This is a genomic window from Rhodoferax sp. (assembly GCF_025354435.1).
Lineage (GTDB): Bacteria > Pseudomonadota > Gammaproteobacteria > Burkholderiales > Burkholderiaceae_C > Rhodoferax_B.
Genome location: NZ_JANXMU010000060.1, coordinates 64307 through 84500, shown reverse-complemented (window position 1 = coordinate 84500; position 20194 = coordinate 64307). Strand labels below are relative to the sequence as shown.

Sequence of the window (20194 nt, the reverse complement as noted above, 5' to 3'; positions counted from 1 at the left end):
AGTACTGTGCACAGGTCCGAAAACGGCTAGTTCCCCCGCAGGCCTCGCGTACTATCCAGCCATGACACCGACTGATCTGAGCACCGATGACGCAGCCTGCTACCTGGCCCTGCAGACCCGCGATGCCCGGTTTGACGGCAGTTTCTTCACTGGCGTGACCTCCACCGGTATCTACTGCCGCCCGGTCTGCGCCGTCAAAACCCCCAAGCGCGAGAACTGCCGCTTCTTTGGCCACCCGGCGCAGGCCGAGAGCGCGGGCTTCCGGCCCTGCCTGCGCTGCCGCCCCGAGCTGGCACCGCACGCGCTGGCCTGGTCAATGCAGGACGCCACCAGCATCCTGGCCCACCAGGCTGCGCGCATGCTGGACGAGCCCGAAGCCTGGAGCGACGAGGGTGGCAGCGCCCTGCCCGCGCTGGCGGCCCGCCTGGGCGTCAGTGACCGGCATCTGCGGCGTATTTTTGAAACCCACTTCAGCGTCTCACCGCTGCAGTACCTGCAAACCCGCCGCCTGCTCACCGCCAAGCAACTGCTGGCCGACACCCAACTGCCGGTGGCGCAGATCGCGCTGGTCAGCGGCTTTGCCAGCGTGCGGCGCTTCAACACCGTGTTTGTGGAACGCTACGGGCTCAATCCCTCGCAATTGCGCCGCAGTGGCTCGGCTTTAGCCCGCGTGCAGGGCCTGGCCATCAAGCTCGGCTACCGCCCGCCTTTTGATGTGGCGGCCATGGGTGCATTTCTGGCCCAGCGCCAAGTAAATGCTATTGAATTAATAGCTACTAGCGTAGATGGAACATGCGCTAGCCGCACTTTTTCTATAAAAATAGCGGAAGTCACCCATACGGGCTGGCTGCGCGCCGAGTTCGCACCCGAGCGGCACCAGGTGCTGCTGCACGTGGCCGACAGCCTGCACGGCGTACTGCCGCTGTTGATACGCCGCGTGCGCGCCTGGCTGGACCTGGATGCCGACCCCCAAGCCATCCACCGCGTGCTGCAGCACCGCTTCCCGGAGTGTGAAGGTCTGCGCGTGCCCGGTACGCTGGACGGCTTTGAGCTGGCGGTGCGCGCCGTGCTGGGCCAGCAGATCACCGTGGCCGCGGCCCGCACCCTGGCGCAGCGGCTGGTGGATGCCTTTGGCGCGCCCATCGCCACGCCCATCCCGGAGCTGACCCGGCTGTTCCCCAGCGCCGCCGTGCTGGCGCAGCTATCGGGCGACGCGCTGGGCCAACTGGGCATTGTCAAACAGCGGCAAAACGCCATCCTGGCCTTGGCCCGCGCCGTGGACAGCGGCCAGCTCGCCCTGCACGGCGGTGTACCGGTGCACAGCACCATCGACACCCTCAAAGCCCTGCCCGGCATCGGCGACTGGACGGCTCAGTACATCGCCATGCGCGCCCTGCGCTGGCCGGATGCGTTTCCGGCCGGTGACGTAGCCCTGCACAAAGCCCTGGGCGTGCAGGATGCCCCGAATGTGCGCCTGGCCAGCCTGGCGGCCGAGGCGGCATCCCAGGCCTGGAAACCTTGGCGTAGCTACGCCGTGCTGCGCGCCTGGGCCGAATTGCCCGCCAAAACCCATACGGCCAAAGCTATTAAAAAAATAGCTACTAACGAATGATCTACCTGCGCTAACTGCCATTTTTATATGAAATTTACCACCACTCCGGATTACGTCCGCTTTGCCAGCCCGCTGGGCCCCATGCTGGCCGCCGCCACCGACTTGGGCCTGTGCGGCCTGTGGTTTGACGGCCAGCGCCACCAGCCCGACATGGCCACCTGGCACTTGGCCCCCCAACATCCGCTATTGCTGCAAACCGCGGCTTTCATGGATGCCTACTTTGCCGGTGCCACAACCCCCTTCAGCCTGCCGCTGGACCTGGTGGGTGGTTCGCCCTTTCAGCAGGCCGTGTGGCAGGCGCTGCTGCAGATCCCGCGCGGTGCCACCACCAGCTACGGTGCTTTAAGCCAGTCCCTGGGCCGCCCCAGCGCGGTGCGGGCAGTAGCCGGTGCAGTGGGGCGCAACCCCGTCAGCGTGCTGGTGCCGTGCCACAGGGTGCTGGGCATGGACGGTTCGCTCACCGGCTACGCCGGTGGGCTGGAGCGCAAAACCGCGCTGCTGCAACTGGAAGGGGTATTGATTTGAAATCACCGTCCAAGCCCTGGATTTTTGATTTTGTGCTGCTGGCCGCCGTGTGGGGCGCGTCGTTCATCTTTATGCGCACCGCCTCGATGGAGATGGGCGCCGTGCCCACGGCGGCGTTGCGGGTAGCGATTGCCGCGCTGGCCCTGCTGCCCGTGTCAGCCTGGCAGGGGCAGATGCCAGGCCTGCGCCAACACTGGAAGACGGTGCTGCTGGTCGGCGTGCTGAATTCGGGCGTGCCGTTTGCGCTGTTTTCGTTTGCGCTGCTGTCCATCACCACCGGTTTATCGTCGATTTTGAACGCCACCACGCCGCTGTTTGGCACGCTGATAGCCTGGCTCTGGCTGCGCGACCGGCCCAACGCCTCGCGCAGCCTGGGGCTGGTGATCGGCTTTGTAGGCGTGGCCCTCTTGGCCTGGGACAAAGCCAGCTTCAAGCCCGACAGCCACGGCATCGCGCCCGGCTGGGCGGTGCTGGCCTGCCTGCTAGCCGCCGCTTGCTACGGCCTCACCGGCAGCTACACCAAGCGCTTTCTGGGCAACGTGCCGCCGCTGGTGATTGCCACCGGCAGCCAGATCGGGGCCGCCCTGGGCCTGGCCCTGCCCGCCTTCTGGCTATGGCCTGCGCACTGGCCCAGCCTGCACGCCTGGGCTGCGCTGCTGGTGGTGGGCACGGTGTCCACAGCGCTGGCCTACATCATCTTTTTCCGGCTGATTGCCAACATCGGCCCGGCCAAGGCGCTGACCGTGACCTTCGTGGTGCCGGTGTTTGCCGTGCTGTACGGCGCGGTGTTTTTGGGCGAGGCGCTGACCCTGTGGATGCTGGGCTGCGGACTGGTGGTGGTGTGCGGCACGGCCCTGGCCACCGGCTTGTTGCGTTTGCCTTCCCGCCATTAGGTGCAACCCGTATTCCGCCCTGCGATGGCGACCGTACAATCCGCAGCGCCGCGCATTCAAAGCGCTTTGGAGAAATACAATGACCAGCACCTTATCCGCCCAAATGCGCCAGCTCTGGCAGCAGCTTTACCAAGACCAGTACGCCGACAAGCTGGACACTTTCCTTGCCGAATTGCAGGCCGCCGCCCATTCCGCAGCTATTGCCGCGCCGCCGCCACCCGCCACCTGGTTCAAGGAAGTGGTGGTGTATTCGCTGTACGTAGACCTCTTTAACAAAGACTTCAAAGGCCTGACGAATCGCCTGGCCTACCTGCAAGACTTGGGCGTGACCTGCCTGTGGCTGCTGCCCATCCTGGACTCGCCCATGCGCGATGCCGGCTTTGACATCAGCGACTACACCAAGATCCGCAGCGAGCTGGTGGGTGGCAGCGATGCCGCGGCCCAGGGCACGTTTGCCGAATTCCTGGCCGAGGCCCACCGCCGCAACATCCGCGTGATCTTCGACGTGGCCATGAACCACTGCTCCGACCAACACGTGTGGTTCCAGGAAGCCCGCAAAGGCCCCGACAACCCGTACCGTGACTACTTCATCTGGAGCGACACGACCGAGCGCTACAAAGAAGCCCGCATCATCTTCAAAGGCATGATGCCGAGCAACTGGCACCCGCTGCCCGAGGCTCCTGACACCTACTTTTTCCACCGCTTTTTCGACTCGCAGCCCGACCTGAACTACCGCAACCCCGAGGTGCTGCTGGCCATGTGCCGCGTGCTGCTGTTCTGGGTGGCGCAAGGGGTGGACGGCTTCCGCGCAGACGCGATTCCGTACCTGTGGAAGGAAGAAGGCACGATTTGCGAGAACCTGCCCGGCACCCACGCCATCGTCAAGTTCTTCCGCGCCGTGCTGGACAGCGTGCGCCCCGGCACCATCCTACTGGCCGAAGCCTGCCAGCCGCCCGCTGAGGTGGTCACCTATTTTGGCGACAGCGACGAGTGCCAGGCCGCCTACCATTTCCCGGTGATGCCGCGCATCTACCTGGCGCTGGCCACCCACTCGGCGAAACCGATTTTTGACACGCTCTCGACCGACTTCACGCCCGACATTCCGGATGCCTGCGGCTGGTTCTCGTTCCTGCGCTGCCACGACGAGCTGACGCTGGAGATGGTCACCCCCGAGGAGCGCAAAACCATCCACGCCGCCTACTGCCACCAGCCCGAGTGGGATTTCCGCCAGGGCGAAGGCATAGCCTCGCGCCTGGTCGATCTGTTCAAAAGCGATGCAGCGGCGGTGCAACTGGCCTTCAGCATCAGCTTCACCCTGCTGGGCACGCCGGTGATTTTCTACGGCGACGAATTTGCCAAGCCCAACGACAACCAGTTCCAGGCTGACCAGGAAGCCCTGACCGGCTACCAGGATGCGCGCTACAAGGTGCGCGGTGCCGTGGACTGGGAGAGTGTGGATCGGCAACTGGCCGATGCCACCAGCCTGCCCGCCCGCACCCACGATGCCGTGCGCACCATGCTGGCCGTGCGCCGCGCCCATCCGGCCCTGGCCGCCGGCAACTTCCAGCCACTGACCACACTGGACGACCGCATCCTGGCCTACGTGCGTGGCACCAAGGATCAGCAGGTGCTGGTGGTACAAAACCTGTCCAATGACGCAGTGAACGTCACCCTGCCCGCCGCGATTGCCGCTGCGGGCTGGAAGCGCATTTTTGGAGCCCAAGACCTGGCCCAGGGCGTGCTTGCCTTGGCCCCCAAAGGCTTTAGCTGGTTCGCTGCCTGATTTTTAAACTTTGACTGGACCCCACACTATGGCTTCTGACCTGTTGAACCAACGCACCTCGGGCGTGCTGCTGCACCCCACGTCCCTGCCCGGCCCGCACGGCTGCGGCGACTTTGGGCCGAACGCCTTCTACTTTGTGGATTGGCTGGAAACGGCGGGCCAGTCGCTGTGGCAAACCCTGCCGCTGGGCCCCATCGGTCCCGGCGATTCACCCTACATGGGCAGCTCAGCTTTTGCGGGCAACCCGCTGCTGGTCGCCTTTGAGCCGCTGGTAGAAAAGGGCTGGATCACCCAGGACGCACTGGCCACGACCTTCAACGACGAAACCATCAGCTTCGGCCAGGTCGTGCCCTGGCGCCTGCAAAAGCTGCGCGAAGCCTTCGCAGGCTTTCAGGCCAGCGCCACCCCGGAAGACCGGGCGGCGTTCGCCGCCTGGTTGCAGGCCGAACACAGCTGGGTGGGCGACTACACCTTGTTCATGGCGCTGGACCAGGCCCATACCCCTGCTCTGTGGCCCGATTGGCCCAAGCCGCTGTCGCGCCGCGAACCGGCCGCCCTGGCCGCAGCCCGCACCCAGTACGCAAATGAAATTGGTTTCTGGGGTTTTGTGCAGTGGCAATTTGACGTGCAGTGGAAGCGCCTGAAGGGCTACGCCAACGGCAAAAATATCCATCTGGTGGGCGACCTGCCGATTTTTATCGCGCACCACTCCAGCGACTGCTGGTCGCGCCCCGACCTGTACGAGCTGGATGCCGCAGGCCACCCGTTGGTCATTGCCGGGGTGCCGCCCGATTTCTTCTCGGAAACCGGTCAGCGCTGGGGCAACCCGCTTTACAACTGGTCGGCCATGAAAGCTGACGGCTACCGCTGGTGGATCGAGCGCGTGAAGCGCCAGCTCAGCCTGGCCGACGTGGTGCGTATCGACCACTTCCGCGGCTTTGTAGGCTACTGGGAGATTCCGGCCAGCGAACCCACCGCCGTCAAGGGCCGCTGGATGCCCGGCCCCGACTACGACCTGTTTGCCGCCATCGAAGCCGCTTTAGGCAAGCTGCCCATCATTGCCGAAGACCTGGGCGTGATCACCGACGAGGTGAATGCACTGCGTCTGCGGGCGGGCTTTCCGGGCATGCGGATCTTGCAGTTTGCGTTCTCGGACGACGCGGGCAACAACTTCCTGCCGCACAACTACGCGCGCGACACCGTGGTCTACAGCGGCACGCACGACAACGACACTGTGGTGGGCTGGTGGGCCGACTGCACCGACCGTGAACGCGCCTACGCGGGCGAGTACCTGCACACCGATGGCTCTGACGTGCACTGGGCCATGCTGCGCGCTTGTGCCCAGTCGGTGGCCAACCACGCGCTGTGCCAGTTCCAGGACGTGATGGGGCTGGACGGCAAGCACCGCATGAACACCCCCGGCACCATCGGCTGCTGGACCTGGCGTTTCAAGTGGGACTGGGTGACCGGCGAAGCGACGGAAAAGCTGGCCCGCATCACCGCCGCCAGCGGCCGCACGAGGTTCGACCGCTTGCCGTTGCCGGCTTATCCCGAAGGAAAAAATAAACCCTAGCACTTGGGGCACAATAGGCGAGATTACTCTATTTTTTATAGCATCCCGCGCAAGCAGAATATGCGCTAGAGGCATATTTTGCTTATATTTATTGCACAAGGTGTTCTATGACCATTACCCAAATCTTCGCTGTTGTGGCGGTTGCCCTTTGCTTTGTGGGGATGGTGCTGGCCGCCATGGCCGCGTTGATTGCCCACCGTGCCGCGCGCGCCGCCACCGCCGCCCACCACGCCACGGCACAGTTGCTGCGTGAATTTGAAGTGCGCTCGGCCGTATCCGCCGCCAGCGCCGTGCTGGCAGAAGCCACGCGTGCCCAGCAGCAGGCCAACGAGCTCAGCCGTGCCTACGGCATGCTGGCACTGTTCTCACGCACCTTCGGCGAAGCCGAAATGCAGAAATCACAAGAAATGGCCGACAGCCAAGCCGATCTGGCCGGTGCCATTGCCACCCAGGCCAAAGCCTTCGTGGCCGCCCACCGCGACGTGAGCGACCCCACCCCCGAAAACCTGGACAAAGCCGTCAACGACTTCGAGAAAGCCCTGGTCGCCGTGCGCTCCATGCGGGCCGAGGTAGAGCGCGAACTGGAAGGCGTAGAAAGCCAGCGCGGCGAATTGCGTTAAAGAACGGCTCTACGCTGCCACCACCCTAGCGCTTCGTTCGACACCAGCGCCCCCAGCACCAGGGTGCCGCCCACCAGCACCACCATACCCGGGGCTTCATTGGCTCCCAGCCAAGCCAGGGTGATGCCAAACAAGACCTCGAGAAGCTGCAGCAGCGACACCTCGGGCGCTTTGAGCACCCGGGCGCACCAGACCGACAAAATGCAGGGAATCGCCAACTGCACCGAACCCAGCATGGCCAGCAGACCCAGGTCGTGCGGCGTGGCCTGCAGCGGCAGGGCCAGGGGCAAGGTCACCAGTGACGACAACACGGCACCGATCAACACCGAAGGCACCAAATCCACATCTTTGCCCTGAGCTTGGCTGCGCTGTACCACGGTCCAGTTCACAGCGCTGGCCAGAGGCACACACAGTGCGATCAAGGTGCCCACCAGCTGGCCCGGACCACCGGCAGAACTCAGCTGGGTGCCGTACATGACGACAATGCCCGCCCCGGCCACCGCAATCGCCACCCAGGTGCGGGTCGGCAGCCGGTGGCCAATGGCAAAGCGCGCCAGCAAGGCGGTCAGCAGCGGCGCAATCGACATGGTGACCAGTACATTGGCCACGGGACTCAGGCTCAGTGCCAGCATGTAGGCGGTAAACATCACGGCCCAGCACACGCCCGACAACCACAGCGCCGAGCCGCCCTGGCGGATCTTGGCAAACACCGCCCGGCCCTGCAGCAGCGGCAGGATCACCAGCAGCGAGAGCACGGTGAAAAAGCTGCGCCAGAAGGTGATTTCGAAGCTGTGCGCCGACTCCAGATGCCGCGTGGTTACGCCGGCAATCGACCACATCAGCGTGACCAGAACCATCATGAACACGGCGCGGGAATGGGATAATTTCACAGCACGATTGTCAGGGCGAGTCAGTGGAAGATGGCGTAAAAAACCCCGGCACGCTATAAAAGCGTCCGGGGTTTCAGGGGCCAATCACCCAGCTAATACTGGGGATTGATTCCGTTTAGCGGCCAGCGCGCTTGCGTTCGCTTTCGGTCAGGTGGCGCTTGCGCAGACGGATCGACTTGGGCGTGATTTCGACCAGTTCGTCGTCCTCGATGAATTCAACGCCGTACTCCAGCGTGCATTCGATCGGTGGCGTGATCTTGATCGCGTCTTCCTTGCCGGACACGCGGAAGTTGGTCAGCTGCTTGGTACGCGTGGCGTTGACCACCAGATCGTTGTCACGGCTGTGGATGCCCACAATCATGCCTTCGTACACCGGGTCATTGGCGCGCACAAACATGCGGCCGCGGTCGTCCAGCTTGCCCAGGGCGTAGGTGAAGATTTCGCCTGCGTCCATGGAGATCAGCACGCCGTTCTTGCGGCCGCCGATGTCACCCTTGTGCGGCTCGTAGCAGTCGAAAATGTTGGCGATCAGGCCGGAGCCGCGCGTCAAATTCAAGAATTCGTTGGTGAACCCAATCAGACCACGGGCAGGAATACGGTATTCCAGACGCACACGGCCACGGCCATCCGGCTCCATGTTGACGAGTTCGCCTTTGCGTTCGCCCAAGGCTTGCATCACGCCGCCTTGGTGCTGGTCTTCGATGTCGGCGGTCACCAGTTCGATGGGCTCGTGCTTTTCGCCGTTGATTTCCTTCATCACCACGCGGGGCTTGGAAACCGCCAGCTCATAGCCTTCGCGGCGCATGTTTTCCAGCAGAATGGTCAAGTGCAGTTCGCCGCGGCCCATGACTTCAAAGATACCTTCTTCGTCGGTTTCCTTGACGCGCAACGCCACGTTATGTTGCAGTTCCTTTTGCAGGCGGTTCCAGATCTGGCGGCTGGTGACGTACTTGCCTTCGCGACCGGCCAATGGGCTGGTATTGACGCAAAAGTTCATCGTCAGGGTAGGCTCATCCACCTTCAGCATAGGCAAGGGCATCGGCGTGATCGGGTCGGTAATGGTCACGCCAATACCGATGTCGGTCAGGCCGTTGATCAGCACGATTTCGCCGGGGCCGGCTTCTAGCGCCTGCACGCGTTCCAGACCCTGGAACGTCAGCACCTGGTTGATGCGGCCTTTAACGGCTTTGCCATCCGGGCCTTCCATGACCACCACGTCCATCATCGGGCGCACGGTGCCCTGGCTGATGCGGCCAACACCAATCCGACCCACGAAGGTGGAGAAATCGAGGGCCGAAATTTGCAGTTGCAAAGGCGCTTCAGGATCACCGGTTTGGGCCGGCACATGCTGCAACACGGTGTTGAACAGGGCCGACATATCGGGGCCCCACTGCTCGCCTTGCTCGCCTTCAACCAGCGACGACCAGCCGTTGATGCCGGATGCGTAAACCACGGGGAAGTCGAGTTGTTCGTCGGTGGCACCGAGTTTGTCGAACAGATCGAAAGCGGCGTTGACCACAAAGTCAGGGCGCGCACCGGGCTTGTCCACTTTGTTGACCACCAAAATCGGCTTCAGACCCAGGGCCAAGGCCTTCTTGGTCACGAAACGCGTCTGGGGCATGGGGCCTTCTTGGGCGTCGATCAACAGCACAACACCATCGACCATCGACAGCGCACGCTCCACTTCGCCGCCGAAGTCGGCGTGGCCGGGGGTGTCGACGATGTTGATGTGCGTGCCTTCCCAGGTTACGGCGCAGTTCTTGGCCAGAATGGTAATGCCACGCTCTTTTTCAATCGCGTTGTTGTCCATCACGGTGTCCACGACTTTTTCGTGTTCGGCAAAGGTGCCGGACTGGCGCAGCAGCTGGTCGACCATGGTGGTCTTGCCATGATCGACGTGGGCGATGATGGCGATGTTACGAATTTGCTTAATGCTCATAGTTCTCTACTCCTGAATCAAAGGGTTCTCTGCTTTTTGCGCCTGGGCCTGATCCAAAATCTGGCCAATATCCAGCGGGCTTAGCAGTCGCCCTGGTATCAATTCACCGGCCTTGACCTGGGCTACACCCAGCAAGGACGGCGGCTTATCTCCGTAAACCGCAACGCGGTCATCGTCGGGCCAGTCACCCCGGCGGCGCACACCGCTGAGGAACCGCCCTGCATTCTGTTCATCCAACGTGACACGGCGGTGTTGCGCCAGCAGCGCATCCACCGGCAGCAAACATGCCAGCCGCTCGTCTTCGGTCATGGCTTCTAATGCGGCCAGCGTCACACACTGGCCAATCGCAAAGTCACCCGTAGCAATACGGCGCAAAGCCGTCAAATGCGCACCACATCCCAGGGCCTCGCCGATGTCTTCACCCAGCGTACGGATGTACGTGCCTTTGGAGCACTTTGCTACTATTTCAATAGCTTCTTGCGTAGATTCTGGCTGGGCCAGAGCCACTTTTAGTTCAAAAATCTCTACATCCCGCGCAGGCCGCTCAATCGCAATGCCGGCCCGCGCATATTCGTACAGGGGCTTGCCGTCACGCTTCAAGGCGCTGTACATCGGCGGCACCTGGCGGATCGGGCCGGTAAAACGCGGCAGCACAGCATCAATCTGCGCCTGCGTTACCGCCACAGGCCGGGTCTCAATCACATCGCCTTCGGCATCGCCGGTACTGGTCTTCAGCCCCAACCGAGCCGTAGCTAAGTAGGTTTTATCGGCATCCAAGTGCAACTGGCTGAACTTGGTAGCGGCCCCAAAACACAGGGGCAGCACACCGGTGGCTAGCGGGTCAAGCGTGCCGGTGTGGCCCGCCTTTTCGCCGCGCAGCAGCCATTTGACTTTTTGCAGCGCGTCATTGCTCGACAGGCCCAAGGGCTTGTCCAGCAGCAGCACCCCGTGCACGGGGCGCCTGGCAACCCGTACACGTGGCGTTGCGGTCATGCGGTTCAGTCTTCCTTGGCCCGAGAGGCGACAGCCCGCGCAATCAGCGCGTTCATGTCCGAGGCTTTCTCGGTGGTCCGGTCATAGTGGAAGTGCAAGGTCGGCACGGTGTGGATATGCAGCCGCTTGAACAAACCCGAGCGCAAGAAACCTGCGGCCTGGTTCAAACCTTCGGTGCATTCGTCCGGGTTACCGGTCAGCACACTGAAAAACACCTTGGCGTGCGCGTAGTCGGGCGTGACTTCCACCCCCTGTATGGTCACCATGCCCACCCGCGGGTCTTTCAACTCGCGGGCGATCAGCTCGGTCAGATCCCGTTGGATCTGGTCGGCGACTTTGAGGCTGCGGTTCGGCGCAGCGGCCTTGCGTTTGACCATTACAGCGTACGGGCGATTTCTTTGATCTCAAAGAATTCCAACTGGTCGCCGACGGCGATGTCGTTGTAGTTCTTGAGCTTGATACCGCACTCGAAGCCTTCGCGGACTTCGCGCACATCGTCCTTGACGCGCTTGAGCGAATCAATTTCACCGGTGTAGATGACGATGTTTTCGCGCAGCAAGCGGAAGCGTGCACTGCGATTGACCGAGCCGGTGGTGACCATACAGCCTGCCACCGTACCAATTTTGGACGCCACGAACACCGTGCGGATCTCGGCCATACCGATGATTTCTTCGCGCTGCTCAGGAGCTAGCATGCCGGCCATGGCGGACTTCAACTCATCGACAGCGTCGTAAATGATGTTGTAGTACTTCACGTCCACGGCATTGTTCTCGGCCAGCTTGCGGGCACCGGCATCGGCCCGCACGTTGAAACCGATCACGATGGCCTTGGATGCGATAGCCAAATTGATGTCGGACTCGCTAATCGCGCCGACCGCCGTGTAGACCATTTGCACCTTGACTTCGTCGGTCGACAGCTTGAGCAGCGACTGGGCCAAAGCCTCTTGCGAACCCTGCACGTCGGCCTTGACGATGATCGGCAACATCTTGACCTCGCCCGCCGTGATGTCGGTGAACATGGTTTCCAGCTTGGCGGCTTGCAGCTTGGCCAGCTTGGTGTTGCGGAACTTACCGGCACGGTAGGTGGCGATTTCACGGGCCCGGCGCTCATCCGGCAAGACCATGAATTCATCACCCGCTTGTGGCACTTCGGTCAGACCCTGGATTTCCACCGGGATCGACGGACCTGCGGACTTGGACGGCTTGCCGTTCTCGTCCAGCATGGCACGCACGCGGCCATAGGTAGAGCCAGCCAGCACGATGTCGCCGGTCTTCAAGGTACCCGACTGCACCAGCACGGTGGCCACCGGGCCCTTGCCCTTGTCCAGACGCGCTTCGATCACCAGACCCTTGGCCATGGCATCGACCGGTGCCTTCAGTTCCAGCACTTCGGCCTGCAACAGCACTTGTTCCAGCAACTCATCAATGCCTTGGCCGGTTTTGGCCGACACGGAGACGAAAGGCGAGCTGCCACCGAAGTCTTCGGGGATCACGTCTTCGATCACCAGCTCGTTCTTGACGCGCTCGGGGTTGGAATCGGGCTTGTCGATCTTGTTGATCGCCACCACGATGGGCACACCCGCCGCTTTCGCGTGCTTAATGGCTTCTTTGGTTTGCGGCATCACGCCGTCATCGGCCGCCACCACCAGAATCACGATGTCGGTAGCCTGGGCACCACGGGCACGCATGGCGGTAAACGCTTCGTGGCCCGGGGTATCCAGGAAGGACACCATACCGCGCGGGGTTTCCACGTGGTAGGCACCAATGTGCTGGGTAATGCCACCGGCTTCACCGGAGGCGACCTTGGCGCGACGGATGTAATCCAGCAGCGAGGTTTTACCGTGGTCGACGTGGCCCATGACGGTGACCACCGGAGCGCGCGGCAGGGATTCGGACACCTGCTGCAACACTTCTTCGGCGGTAAACGCTTCTGGATCGTCCAGCGCAGCCACAACGGCTTTGTGGCCCATTTCTTCGACCAGAATCATGGCCGTATCTTGGTCCAGCGGCTGGTTGATGGAAACCATTTGACCCAGCTTCATCAGGTGCTTGATCACCTCGGAGGCCTTGACCGCCATCTTGTGGGCGAGTTCGGCCACGGTGATGGTTTCAGGCACATGCACTTCCAAAGTGCGCGCTTCCACTGGTGCTTGCGACATGTTGTCGTCGCGCTGGTCGCGGTCATTGCTGCCACGACGGCCACGCGGACCTCCGCGCCAGTTGCCACGGCCTACGCCACCACTGGAGTCGCCACGGGTCGGCAGAGGTTTCTTCTTCGCCGGATCAGCCCAGCTGCTGGACAGCTTGGCGGATTTGACTTCTTTGCCAGCACCCGGAGCCGCTGGGGCGCCAGGAGCGGGTTTGGCCGGTGTCGCACCTGCAGCAGGCTTGTGCAGCGTGCCCTTCATGGCGGCAGCCTTGGCGGCATCGAGCACCGGCGGCTTCACGACGGGCTTGGGTTCTTCCACCTTCTTGTGCGCAACCAGCACCTTTTTGGGTGTGGACATCATCAAGCGGATGGCGGCGGCTTCGGCTTCGGCCTTGCGGCGACGGTCGCCCAAATCCACCACACGGGCGGCTTCTTCGTCGGCACGGGCCTTGGAATCAGCAGCCACTTTAGCGCGGGCATCGTTTTGTGCCTGGACTTTGGCCAATGCCGCCGCATCGGCGGCGGCATTGATGTTCTGGCCCACAGCCGACAGGCCGGGAGCCGGTGTCGATGCGGTGGGGGCAGACGCTTTTTGCTGCTCGGCCTGGGCGGCGGCGGCTTTGGCGGCAGCCTCAGCCACCTGTGCGGCTTGTTCGGCCACAGCGCGCGCGCTCGCATCGCGGGCCTCCTGCTCTTCGCGCAGACGGCGTTTTTCGATCAATTCTTCTTCCTGGCGGCGCATCAGCTCGGCTTGGCGGCGGGCTTCTTCTTCGCGGCGGGCCAATTCGGCTTCTTCCGCACCATTGCTGGCAGACACGTCGACTTCGACCTCGGATTCAGCGGAACCTTCGATCACACCGTCCATGCCATCTTCACGTTTGATGAAAGTGCGTTTTTTACGCACTTCCACCTGGATGGTGCGGGCACGGCCAGTGGAGTCGGCTTGTTTGATTTCGCTGGTGGATTTTTTCACCAGGGTGATTTTCTTGCGTTCCAGCGTAGCGGTGCCATGGCTGGCCTGCAAAAAGCCCAGCAGGCGTTGCTTGTCGGATTCACTCAGGACATCAGACGTAGCGGCTTTAGGCACACCCGCCCCCCGGAGTTGTTCCAGCAGGGTTTCGGGCGATTTTTTGAGTTCAACGGCAAACTCGGCGACGGTAGTATTGGACATGTATTGTGTGACCTTTCATGACCATTACTCTTGAGAGGCGGCGTCATTGGTAAACCAATGTGCGCGCGCCTTCATGATCAAGGTCGTGGCCTCGTCCTCAGACTGGCCGGTAATTTCGGAGAGCTCATCACCAGCCAAGTCGGCCAGATCGTCGCGTGTGTGGATGCCGCCAGCTTGCAGCTTGGCGATCAGTTCGGGGGTCAGGCCTTCGAGGTCGTTCAGGTCTTGCGAGACCGGTTCGGCCGCTTCGGCGTCTTCTTCCAGGGCAATTTCCATGGTCAGCAGCACGTCTTTGGCACGCGAACGCAGCTCATGCACGGTGTCTTCGTCGAAACTTTCGATTTCCAACATTTCCTGCAGCGGCACGTAGGCGATTTCTTCCAGGCTGGTAAAGCCTTCGTGGATCAAGATGTCGGCCATTTCTTCGTCGACATCGAGCTTTTCCATGAACAGCTTGCGGCTGGAATCGGTCTCGGTGGCCTGCTTCTGGGCCGATTCGGCCGCGTCCATGATGTTGATCTTCCAGCCGGTCAGATCGGCAGCCAGGCGCACATTTTGTCCACCGCGGCCAATCGCAATCGCCAGATTTTCTTCATCGACCACCACGTCCATGGCGTGGCGCTCTTCGTCCACCACGATGGAGGACACATTGGCCGGGGCCAAGGCACCAATCACGAACTGGGCTGGATCTTCGCTCCACAGCACGATGTCGACGCGCTCACCCGCCAGCTCGTTGGTGACGCCGTTGACACGGGTACCCCGCACGCCAACGCAGGTGCCGATAGGATCGACACGCTTGTCGTGTGACAGCACGGCGATCTTGGCGCGGGAGCCAGGGTCACGGGCGCAGGATTTGATCTCCAGCAGGCCTTGTTCGATTTCGGGCACTTCCTGGCGGAACAACTCGATCATGTAGGCAGGCGAGCTGCGCGACAGGATGATCGGTGCGCCGCGCAGGGTCAGGTCCACTTCCATGATCATGGCGCGGACGCGGTCACCGGTACGCAGATTTTCCTTGGGGATCATCTCGCTACGGCGCAGGCGGCCTTCGACGCGGCCGCTTTCGACAATGATGTCGCCCTTGTCCATGCGCTTAACGGTGCCGACAAAAATCTTGTCGCCACGGCTCATGAAGTCGTTGAGTAGCATTTCGCGCTCGGCATCGCGGATTTTTTGCAGAATGACCTGCTTGGCGGCCATGGCCCCAATCCGGCCAATCGGCAGGGACTCGATCGGTTTCTCGATGTAGTCGCCTTCTTCGATGTCAGGAATGTCGTCGCGCACGTCCGACACCAGCTCTTCTGCCTCGGGGTTTTGCAAACCGGCAGAGTCTGGCACCACCAGCCAGCGGCGGAAGGTTTCGTAGTTGCCGCTGTCACGGTCGAGGGCGACGCGGATATCCACTTCGCCCTGGTACAGCTTTTTGGTGGCCTGCGCCAAAGCCGACTCCACCGCGCCAAAAACAACATCCCGCTCCACGTTCTTCTCACGTGAAATGGCATCTACCAACATCAACATTTCGCGATTCATGTCACGAATCTCCTGAACACTTAAACCAAAAAAATCAAACCCGCCGGACTGTGCTTACGCAGCCATCACGCCGGACCATCACTCTTGCGCAACACCCGTGTCTTTTGTGTTGCGACCATTGAAACTAACGATGGGGGCCAGCCGTGCATCCCGGATTTCATCCAGGGTGAAACCCATAGCCTGTAAAGGCGCTGGAATACGCTTTTTGCTGATGCGTGCACCGGGCTTGGCCTCGGGCTCATCGCTCCAGACGATTTGCCAGCTGAGGGCGGCAGTGCCGACAGCCGCCACGGCCTCCAGCGTGCCGCGGAATTTTTTACGGTTGGCGTTGACTTTGCCTTCTGCAGCAACGCCAAGGGCCGCCTTAAGGTTTACGTCGATGACGTAACCCACGAAGCGCTCAAAATCTGTTTTGTGCCGCAAAGGGCGGTCGATACCGGGCGAAGATACTTCCAGCCGCTTGTATTCCACGCCATCGACTTCCAGTGCAAACTGAAGCTGGCGGGTGACTTTTTCGCAGTCTTCGACGTTGATAAACTGCTCAGGTGCGCCAGCGACCCAAGGATGGTCGATCGTGATGCGCAGCAAACCACCGGCAGAGCGGTCGATCTCTACGAGGTCGTAGCCGAATCCGGTTACGGTTTGTTCAACGATTTCTTGTAACGCCACGTGTGATATTAGTAGGTGCAATGACCTCAAAAGCACTTGAAAAGTCTGCTTTTTGAAGCCTGTTAAAAACAATCGACCAAAAAAAACGGGCGGTAATTACCCGCCCGTTTGGTCGTGAACTCTTATTCTAGCCCAGAAATGGGCTTATTGCACTGCTTTGTAGGGGCTTTTACGGGACTACGTGCTTGCCGCGACCAAAGTTCGTGTGTAGGGATGCTGCGGTGCGTCCAGCACCTGCGCCACCGGGCCCGATTCCACGATTTCACCGTTTTGCACAACCAGCACCTGGTGCGCCATGGCGCGGATCACATCCATGTCATGGGTAATTAGCAGGTAGGCAAGGCCGCGTTCGCGTTGCAGTCTTTGCAACAATTGCAGGACTTGTTGCTGGATGGTCACGTCCAGCGCACTGGTGGGTTCGTCCAGCACCAAGAGCTGCGGCTGCACGATCAGCGCCCGTGCAATCGCCAGGCGCTGGCGCTGCCCGCCAGAGAACGCATGCGGGTAGCGCTGCAACAGGCCGGGAAACTTCCCCTCGTCCATCCCCACGTCGGCCAGCGCCTGGAGGACCTGGCGCTGGCGTTCGGCGGCGTTGTGCTGCGGGGCGTGGACGCGCAGGCCCTCCCCCACGATTTCTTCGACCGTCAGGCGCGGCGACAGAGAGGAAAACGGGTCCTGGAACACCACCTGGATGGTGGAGCGCAGCGCTTTGTTCTTTGCGGCGTCCCTCCCCCAGGTCTGCCCGCCGAGGTGTACCGCGCCGCCGTAGGCCTGCAAACCCAGCACGGCCAAGGCCAGGGTGGACTTGCCCGAGCCCGACTCGCCCACCACGCCCAGCGTCTGGCCGGGCGGGATGGCAAAGCTCGCATCTTGCAGAGCCACAAACTCGGACTTTTGAAACCAACCCCGCATGCCCGGCAAGGCCGTGGGATAGGCTACCCGCAGCGCTTTAGCCTGCAGCATTGGCGCTGCGGAGGATTCGGGCACGACATCGCGCACCGGCTTGCTGGCGATCAGTTTGCGGGTGTAGGCGTGCTGCGGGTTCTGGAACACACCCGCCACAGCCCCGGTTTCGACAATACGGCCACGCTCCATCACCGCCACGCGGTCGGCAAACTGGCGCACCAGGTGCAGGTCGTGGGTGATTAGTAGCACGGCCATGCCGTACTGCCGCTGCAGGTCGGACAGCAGCGCCAGAATCTGGCCACGCACCGTCACATCCAGCGCCGTGGTGGGCTCATCCGCCAGCAGCAGCTTCGGCCGGCAGGCCAGTGCCATGGCAATCATGGCACGCTGGCGCTGGCCACCACTGAGCTGGTGTGGGTAACTGCCGACCCGGCGGGCCGGTTCGGTCACACCCGTGCTTGCTAGTATTTCAATAGCTGCTAGCGCAGATTGCGCCTGCGTTAGACCCTGTTTTAGCTCAAAAACTTCGGCGATCTGACGGCCGATGGTGAACAGCGGGTTCAGCGCCGTCATCGGCTCCTGGAAGATCATGGCGATGTCTTTGCCCCGGATGCCGCGCAGCGTGTGCTCGGACAGCGCCAGCAAGTCCTGCCCGCCAAACAGCGCCTTGCCCGTAGTTTGTGCATCAGCCACCAAGCGCAGCAGGCTTAAAGCGGAGATGGTTTTGCCCGATCCTGATTCGCCCACCAGCGCCAGCTTTTCGCCAGGCTGGATCTGGAAGCTGATGCAGTTCACCACGGGCTTGCCATCAAAGCTAACCGTCAAATCTTGTACGTCCAGCAAACTCATGCCTGCGCCTTCCGGGGATCAACAGGGAGTTGATCCACTTTCCGTGGGTCAAGTGCATCGCGCAATGCATCGCCCATAAACGTCAGCAGCAGCAGCGTGATCGCTAGCACCGCAAAGGTGGACAGCGAAATCCACCACGCGTCGATATTCGCCTTGCCCTGGCTCAGCAGCTCGCCCAGCGATGGCGTACCGGGCGGCACGCCCAGGCCCAGAAAGTCCAGCGAGGTCAGCGCCAGGATGGCGGCGCTCAGGCGGAACGGCAAAAAGGTCACCACCGGCGTGAGGCTATTGGGCAGGATGTGCCGCCAAATGATCTGCGCATTGCCTACGCCCAGGGCGCGCGCGGCCTTCACGTAGTCCATCTGCCTATTCCGCAGAAACTCGGCACGCACGTAATCGCTCAGGCCCATCCAGCCAAACAGGCTCAATAGCACCAGCAACAGGCTGATGCTGGGCGCGAAGATGGCGCTGAAGATGATGAGCAGGTACAGCTCGGGCATGGAGCCCCAGATTTCGATAAAGCGTTGGAACGCCAGGTCGGTCTTGCCGCCAAAAAAGCCCTGCACCGCCCCGGTCACGATGCCCAGCACCGTGCCCACTGCCGTTAACGCCAGCGCAAACAGCACGCTGACGCGAAAGCCGTAAATCAGCTGCGCCAGCAGGTCGCGCCCCCGGTCGTCCGTGCCCAGCAGGTTGGCGCGCGACGGGGCCGAGGGATTAGGAAACTGGGCGAAATAGTTCAGCGTCTTGGGGCCGTAGGGGTTGGGCGGGTAGATTGCCCAATTGCCATCTTTGGCCAACTGCGACTGAATGAACGGGTCCAGGTAGTCGGCGGGCGTGGGGAAATCGCCGCCAAAGGTGGTCTCGGCGTAGTCTTTCACCAGCGGGAAATAGGTTTGGCCCTGGTAGCGCAGCACCAACGGGCGGTCGTTGCTCAGCACCTCGGCCAGCAGACTCAAGGCCACCAGCACACAGAAAATCACCAGGCTCCAGTAGCCCAGGCGGTTGCGTTGAAAGCGCTGCCAAGCACGGCGGCCAGGGCTGGGCGAGGTGGTATTAGTCAAATCGAACCCGGGGGTCTACCCACACATAGCAAAGGTCGGAAATCAGCTTGGTCACCAGGCCGATCAGCGTAAACAGGTACAGCGTGCCCAGCACCACCGGGTAATCGCGGCGGATCACGCTCTCATAACTCAGCAGGCCCAGGCCGTCGAGCGAAAACAGGGTTTCGATCAGCAGCGAACCGGTGAAAAACGCGCCGATGAAGGCCGCCGGGAAGCCGGTGACGATGGGGATCAGCGCATTGCGCAGCACGTGCTTCCACAGTACCTGCCGCTCGCTCAAACCCTTGGCGCGGGCCGTCAGCACGTACTGCTTGCGGATTTCTTCCAGAAACGCGTTCTTGGTCAGCATGGCCGTCACGGCAAAGCTGCCCAGCACCATGGCGGTGACTGGCAGCGCGATGTGCCACAGGTAGTCCACCACCTTCGCGCCCCAGCTCAGCGTGTCCCAATTGCTGGAGGTGAGCCCGCGCAGCGGAAACCACTGCAACTGCCCGCCAAAAATCACCACCAGCGCCACGCCCAGCACAAAGCCGGGGATGGCGTAGCCCACCAGAATCAGCAGCGTGGTCACAAAGTCAAACCGCGACCCGGCGCGCACCGCCTTGGCAATGCCCAGCGGCACGGCAACCAGATAGCTCAGAAAAAAGGTCCACAGCCCCAGGCTGATGGACACCGGCAGCTTCTCTTTCACCAGCTGCCACACGTCCTTGTGCTGGTAAAAACTCTGGCCCAGGTCGAACCGGGCGAACTGGCCCAGCATCTGCCAAAAACGCTGCGGCGCAGGTTTATCAAAGCCGTAAAGCTGGCGGATTTCTTCGATCTGCTTGGCATCGATGCCCTGCCGCCCGCGGTAGCCCGCACCCGATGCCGCAGCCCGCTCGCCGCCCGAATCGCGGCCCTGCAGCTGCGACACCATCTGCTCCACCGGCCCGCCGGGCACGAACTGCACCACGGCAAAGGTCACCAGTAGCACGCCCAAGAGCGTGGGCACCATCAGCAGAATGCGTTTGAGGATGTAAGCAAGCATGG

General features: G+C 61.9%; 16 protein-coding genes. 6 read left to right on the top strand and 10 right to left on the bottom strand.

The window, feature by feature from the left end:
* Positions 1-61: 61 nt before the first annotated feature.
* The 6 genes from Q0T48_RS15965 (at position 62) to Q0T48_RS15940 (ending at position 7006) form a co-directional block, all read left to right on the top strand.
* Positions 62-1612, top strand: a complete 1551-nt coding sequence (locus Q0T48_RS15965; RefSeq protein WP_295958003.1) for an Ada metal-binding domain-containing protein — start codon at positions 62-64, stop codon at positions 1610-1612.
* Positions 1613-1639: 27 nt separating this feature from the next.
* Positions 1640-2137 carry a methylated-DNA--[protein]-cysteine S-methyltransferase gene (locus tag Q0T48_RS15960; RefSeq protein WP_295958000.1) on the top strand — a complete coding sequence of 166 codons (498 nt, stop codon included), beginning with the start codon at positions 1640-1642 and terminating at the stop codon, positions 2135-2137.
* On the top strand, positions 2134-3030 hold the full coding sequence (locus Q0T48_RS15955; RefSeq protein WP_295957997.1) for a DMT family transporter: 897 nt from the start codon (positions 2134-2136) through the stop codon (positions 3028-3030). The genes Q0T48_RS15960 and Q0T48_RS15955 overlap by 4 nt, the downstream gene beginning before the upstream one ends.
* Before the next feature lie 79 nt (positions 3031-3109).
* Positions 3110-4813, top strand: a complete 1704-nt coding sequence (locus Q0T48_RS15950) for an alpha-amylase family glycosyl hydrolase (RefSeq protein WP_295957994.1) — start codon at positions 3110-3112, stop codon at positions 4811-4813.
* Positions 4814-4841: 28 nt separating this feature from the next.
* Positions 4842-6386 (top strand): 4-alpha-glucanotransferase, encoded by a 1545-nt coding sequence (gene malQ / locus Q0T48_RS15945; protein ID WP_295957992.1) that lies wholly within the window; start codon positions 4842-4844, stop codon positions 6384-6386.
* A 107-nt stretch (positions 6387-6493) separates the two neighbouring features.
* On the top strand, positions 6494-7006 hold the full coding sequence (locus Q0T48_RS15940) for a hypothetical protein (protein ID WP_295957989.1): 513 nt from the start codon (positions 6494-6496) through the stop codon (positions 7004-7006).
* Here Q0T48_RS15940 and Q0T48_RS15935 read toward each other — a convergent pair.
* From Q0T48_RS15935 to Q0T48_RS15890, 10 genes are all read right to left on the bottom strand, one after another.
* On the bottom strand, positions 7003-7896 hold the full coding sequence (locus Q0T48_RS15935; RefSeq protein WP_295957986.1) for a DMT family transporter: 894 nt from the start codon (positions 7894-7896) through the stop codon (positions 7003-7005). The genes Q0T48_RS15940 and Q0T48_RS15935 overlap by 4 nt on opposite strands.
* A 115-nt stretch (positions 7897-8011) precedes the next feature.
* Complete coding sequence (gene typA / locus Q0T48_RS15930; protein ID WP_295957983.1) at positions 8012-9835, bottom strand: translational GTPase TypA; 1824 nt, start codon at positions 9833-9835, stop codon at positions 8012-8014.
* A 6-nt stretch (positions 9836-9841) separates the two neighbouring features.
* Positions 9842-10828 (bottom strand): tRNA pseudouridine(55) synthase TruB, encoded by a 987-nt coding sequence (gene truB, locus Q0T48_RS15925; RefSeq protein WP_295957981.1) that lies wholly within the window; start codon positions 10826-10828, stop codon positions 9842-9844.
* Positions 10829-10833: 5 nt separating this feature from the next.
* Entirely contained in the window at positions 10834-11205 is a 372-nt protein-coding gene (gene rbfA / locus Q0T48_RS15920; RefSeq protein WP_295957978.1) for a 30S ribosome-binding factor RbfA, read from the bottom strand.
* Positions 11205-14147, bottom strand: a complete 2943-nt coding sequence (gene infB / locus Q0T48_RS15915; RefSeq protein WP_295957975.1) for a translation initiation factor IF-2 — start codon at positions 14145-14147, stop codon at positions 11205-11207. The genes rbfA and infB overlap by 1 nt, the downstream gene beginning before the upstream one ends.
* Before the next feature lie 24 nt (positions 14148-14171).
* Positions 14172-15677 carry a transcription termination factor NusA gene (gene nusA, locus Q0T48_RS15910; RefSeq protein WP_295957972.1) on the bottom strand — a complete coding sequence of 502 codons (1506 nt, stop codon included), beginning with the start codon at positions 15675-15677 and terminating at the stop codon, positions 14172-14174.
* A gap of 78 nt (positions 15678-15755) precedes the next feature.
* Positions 15756-16346 carry a ribosome maturation factor RimP gene (rimP, locus tag Q0T48_RS15905; RefSeq protein ID WP_295957969.1) on the bottom strand — a complete coding sequence of 197 codons (591 nt, stop codon included), beginning with the start codon at positions 16344-16346 and terminating at the stop codon, positions 15756-15758.
* A 177-nt stretch (positions 16347-16523) separates the two neighbouring features.
* Positions 16524-18101, bottom strand: coding sequence for an ABC transporter ATP-binding protein (locus Q0T48_RS15900; RefSeq protein ID WP_295957966.1), 1578 nt, complete (start codon positions 18099-18101; stop codon positions 16524-16526).
* A complete protein-coding gene (locus tag Q0T48_RS15895) occupies positions 18098-19165 on the bottom strand; it encodes an ABC transporter permease (protein ID WP_295957963.1) in 1068 nt (355 codons plus the stop codon). Before Q0T48_RS15895 ends, Q0T48_RS15900 begins: the two co-directional genes overlap by 4 nt.
* Positions 19158-20192, bottom strand: coding sequence for an ABC transporter permease subunit (locus Q0T48_RS15890; protein WP_295957960.1), 1035 nt, complete (start codon positions 20190-20192; stop codon positions 19158-19160). Before Q0T48_RS15890 ends, Q0T48_RS15895 begins: the two co-directional genes overlap by 8 nt.
* Positions 20193-20194 lie beyond the last annotated feature (2 nt).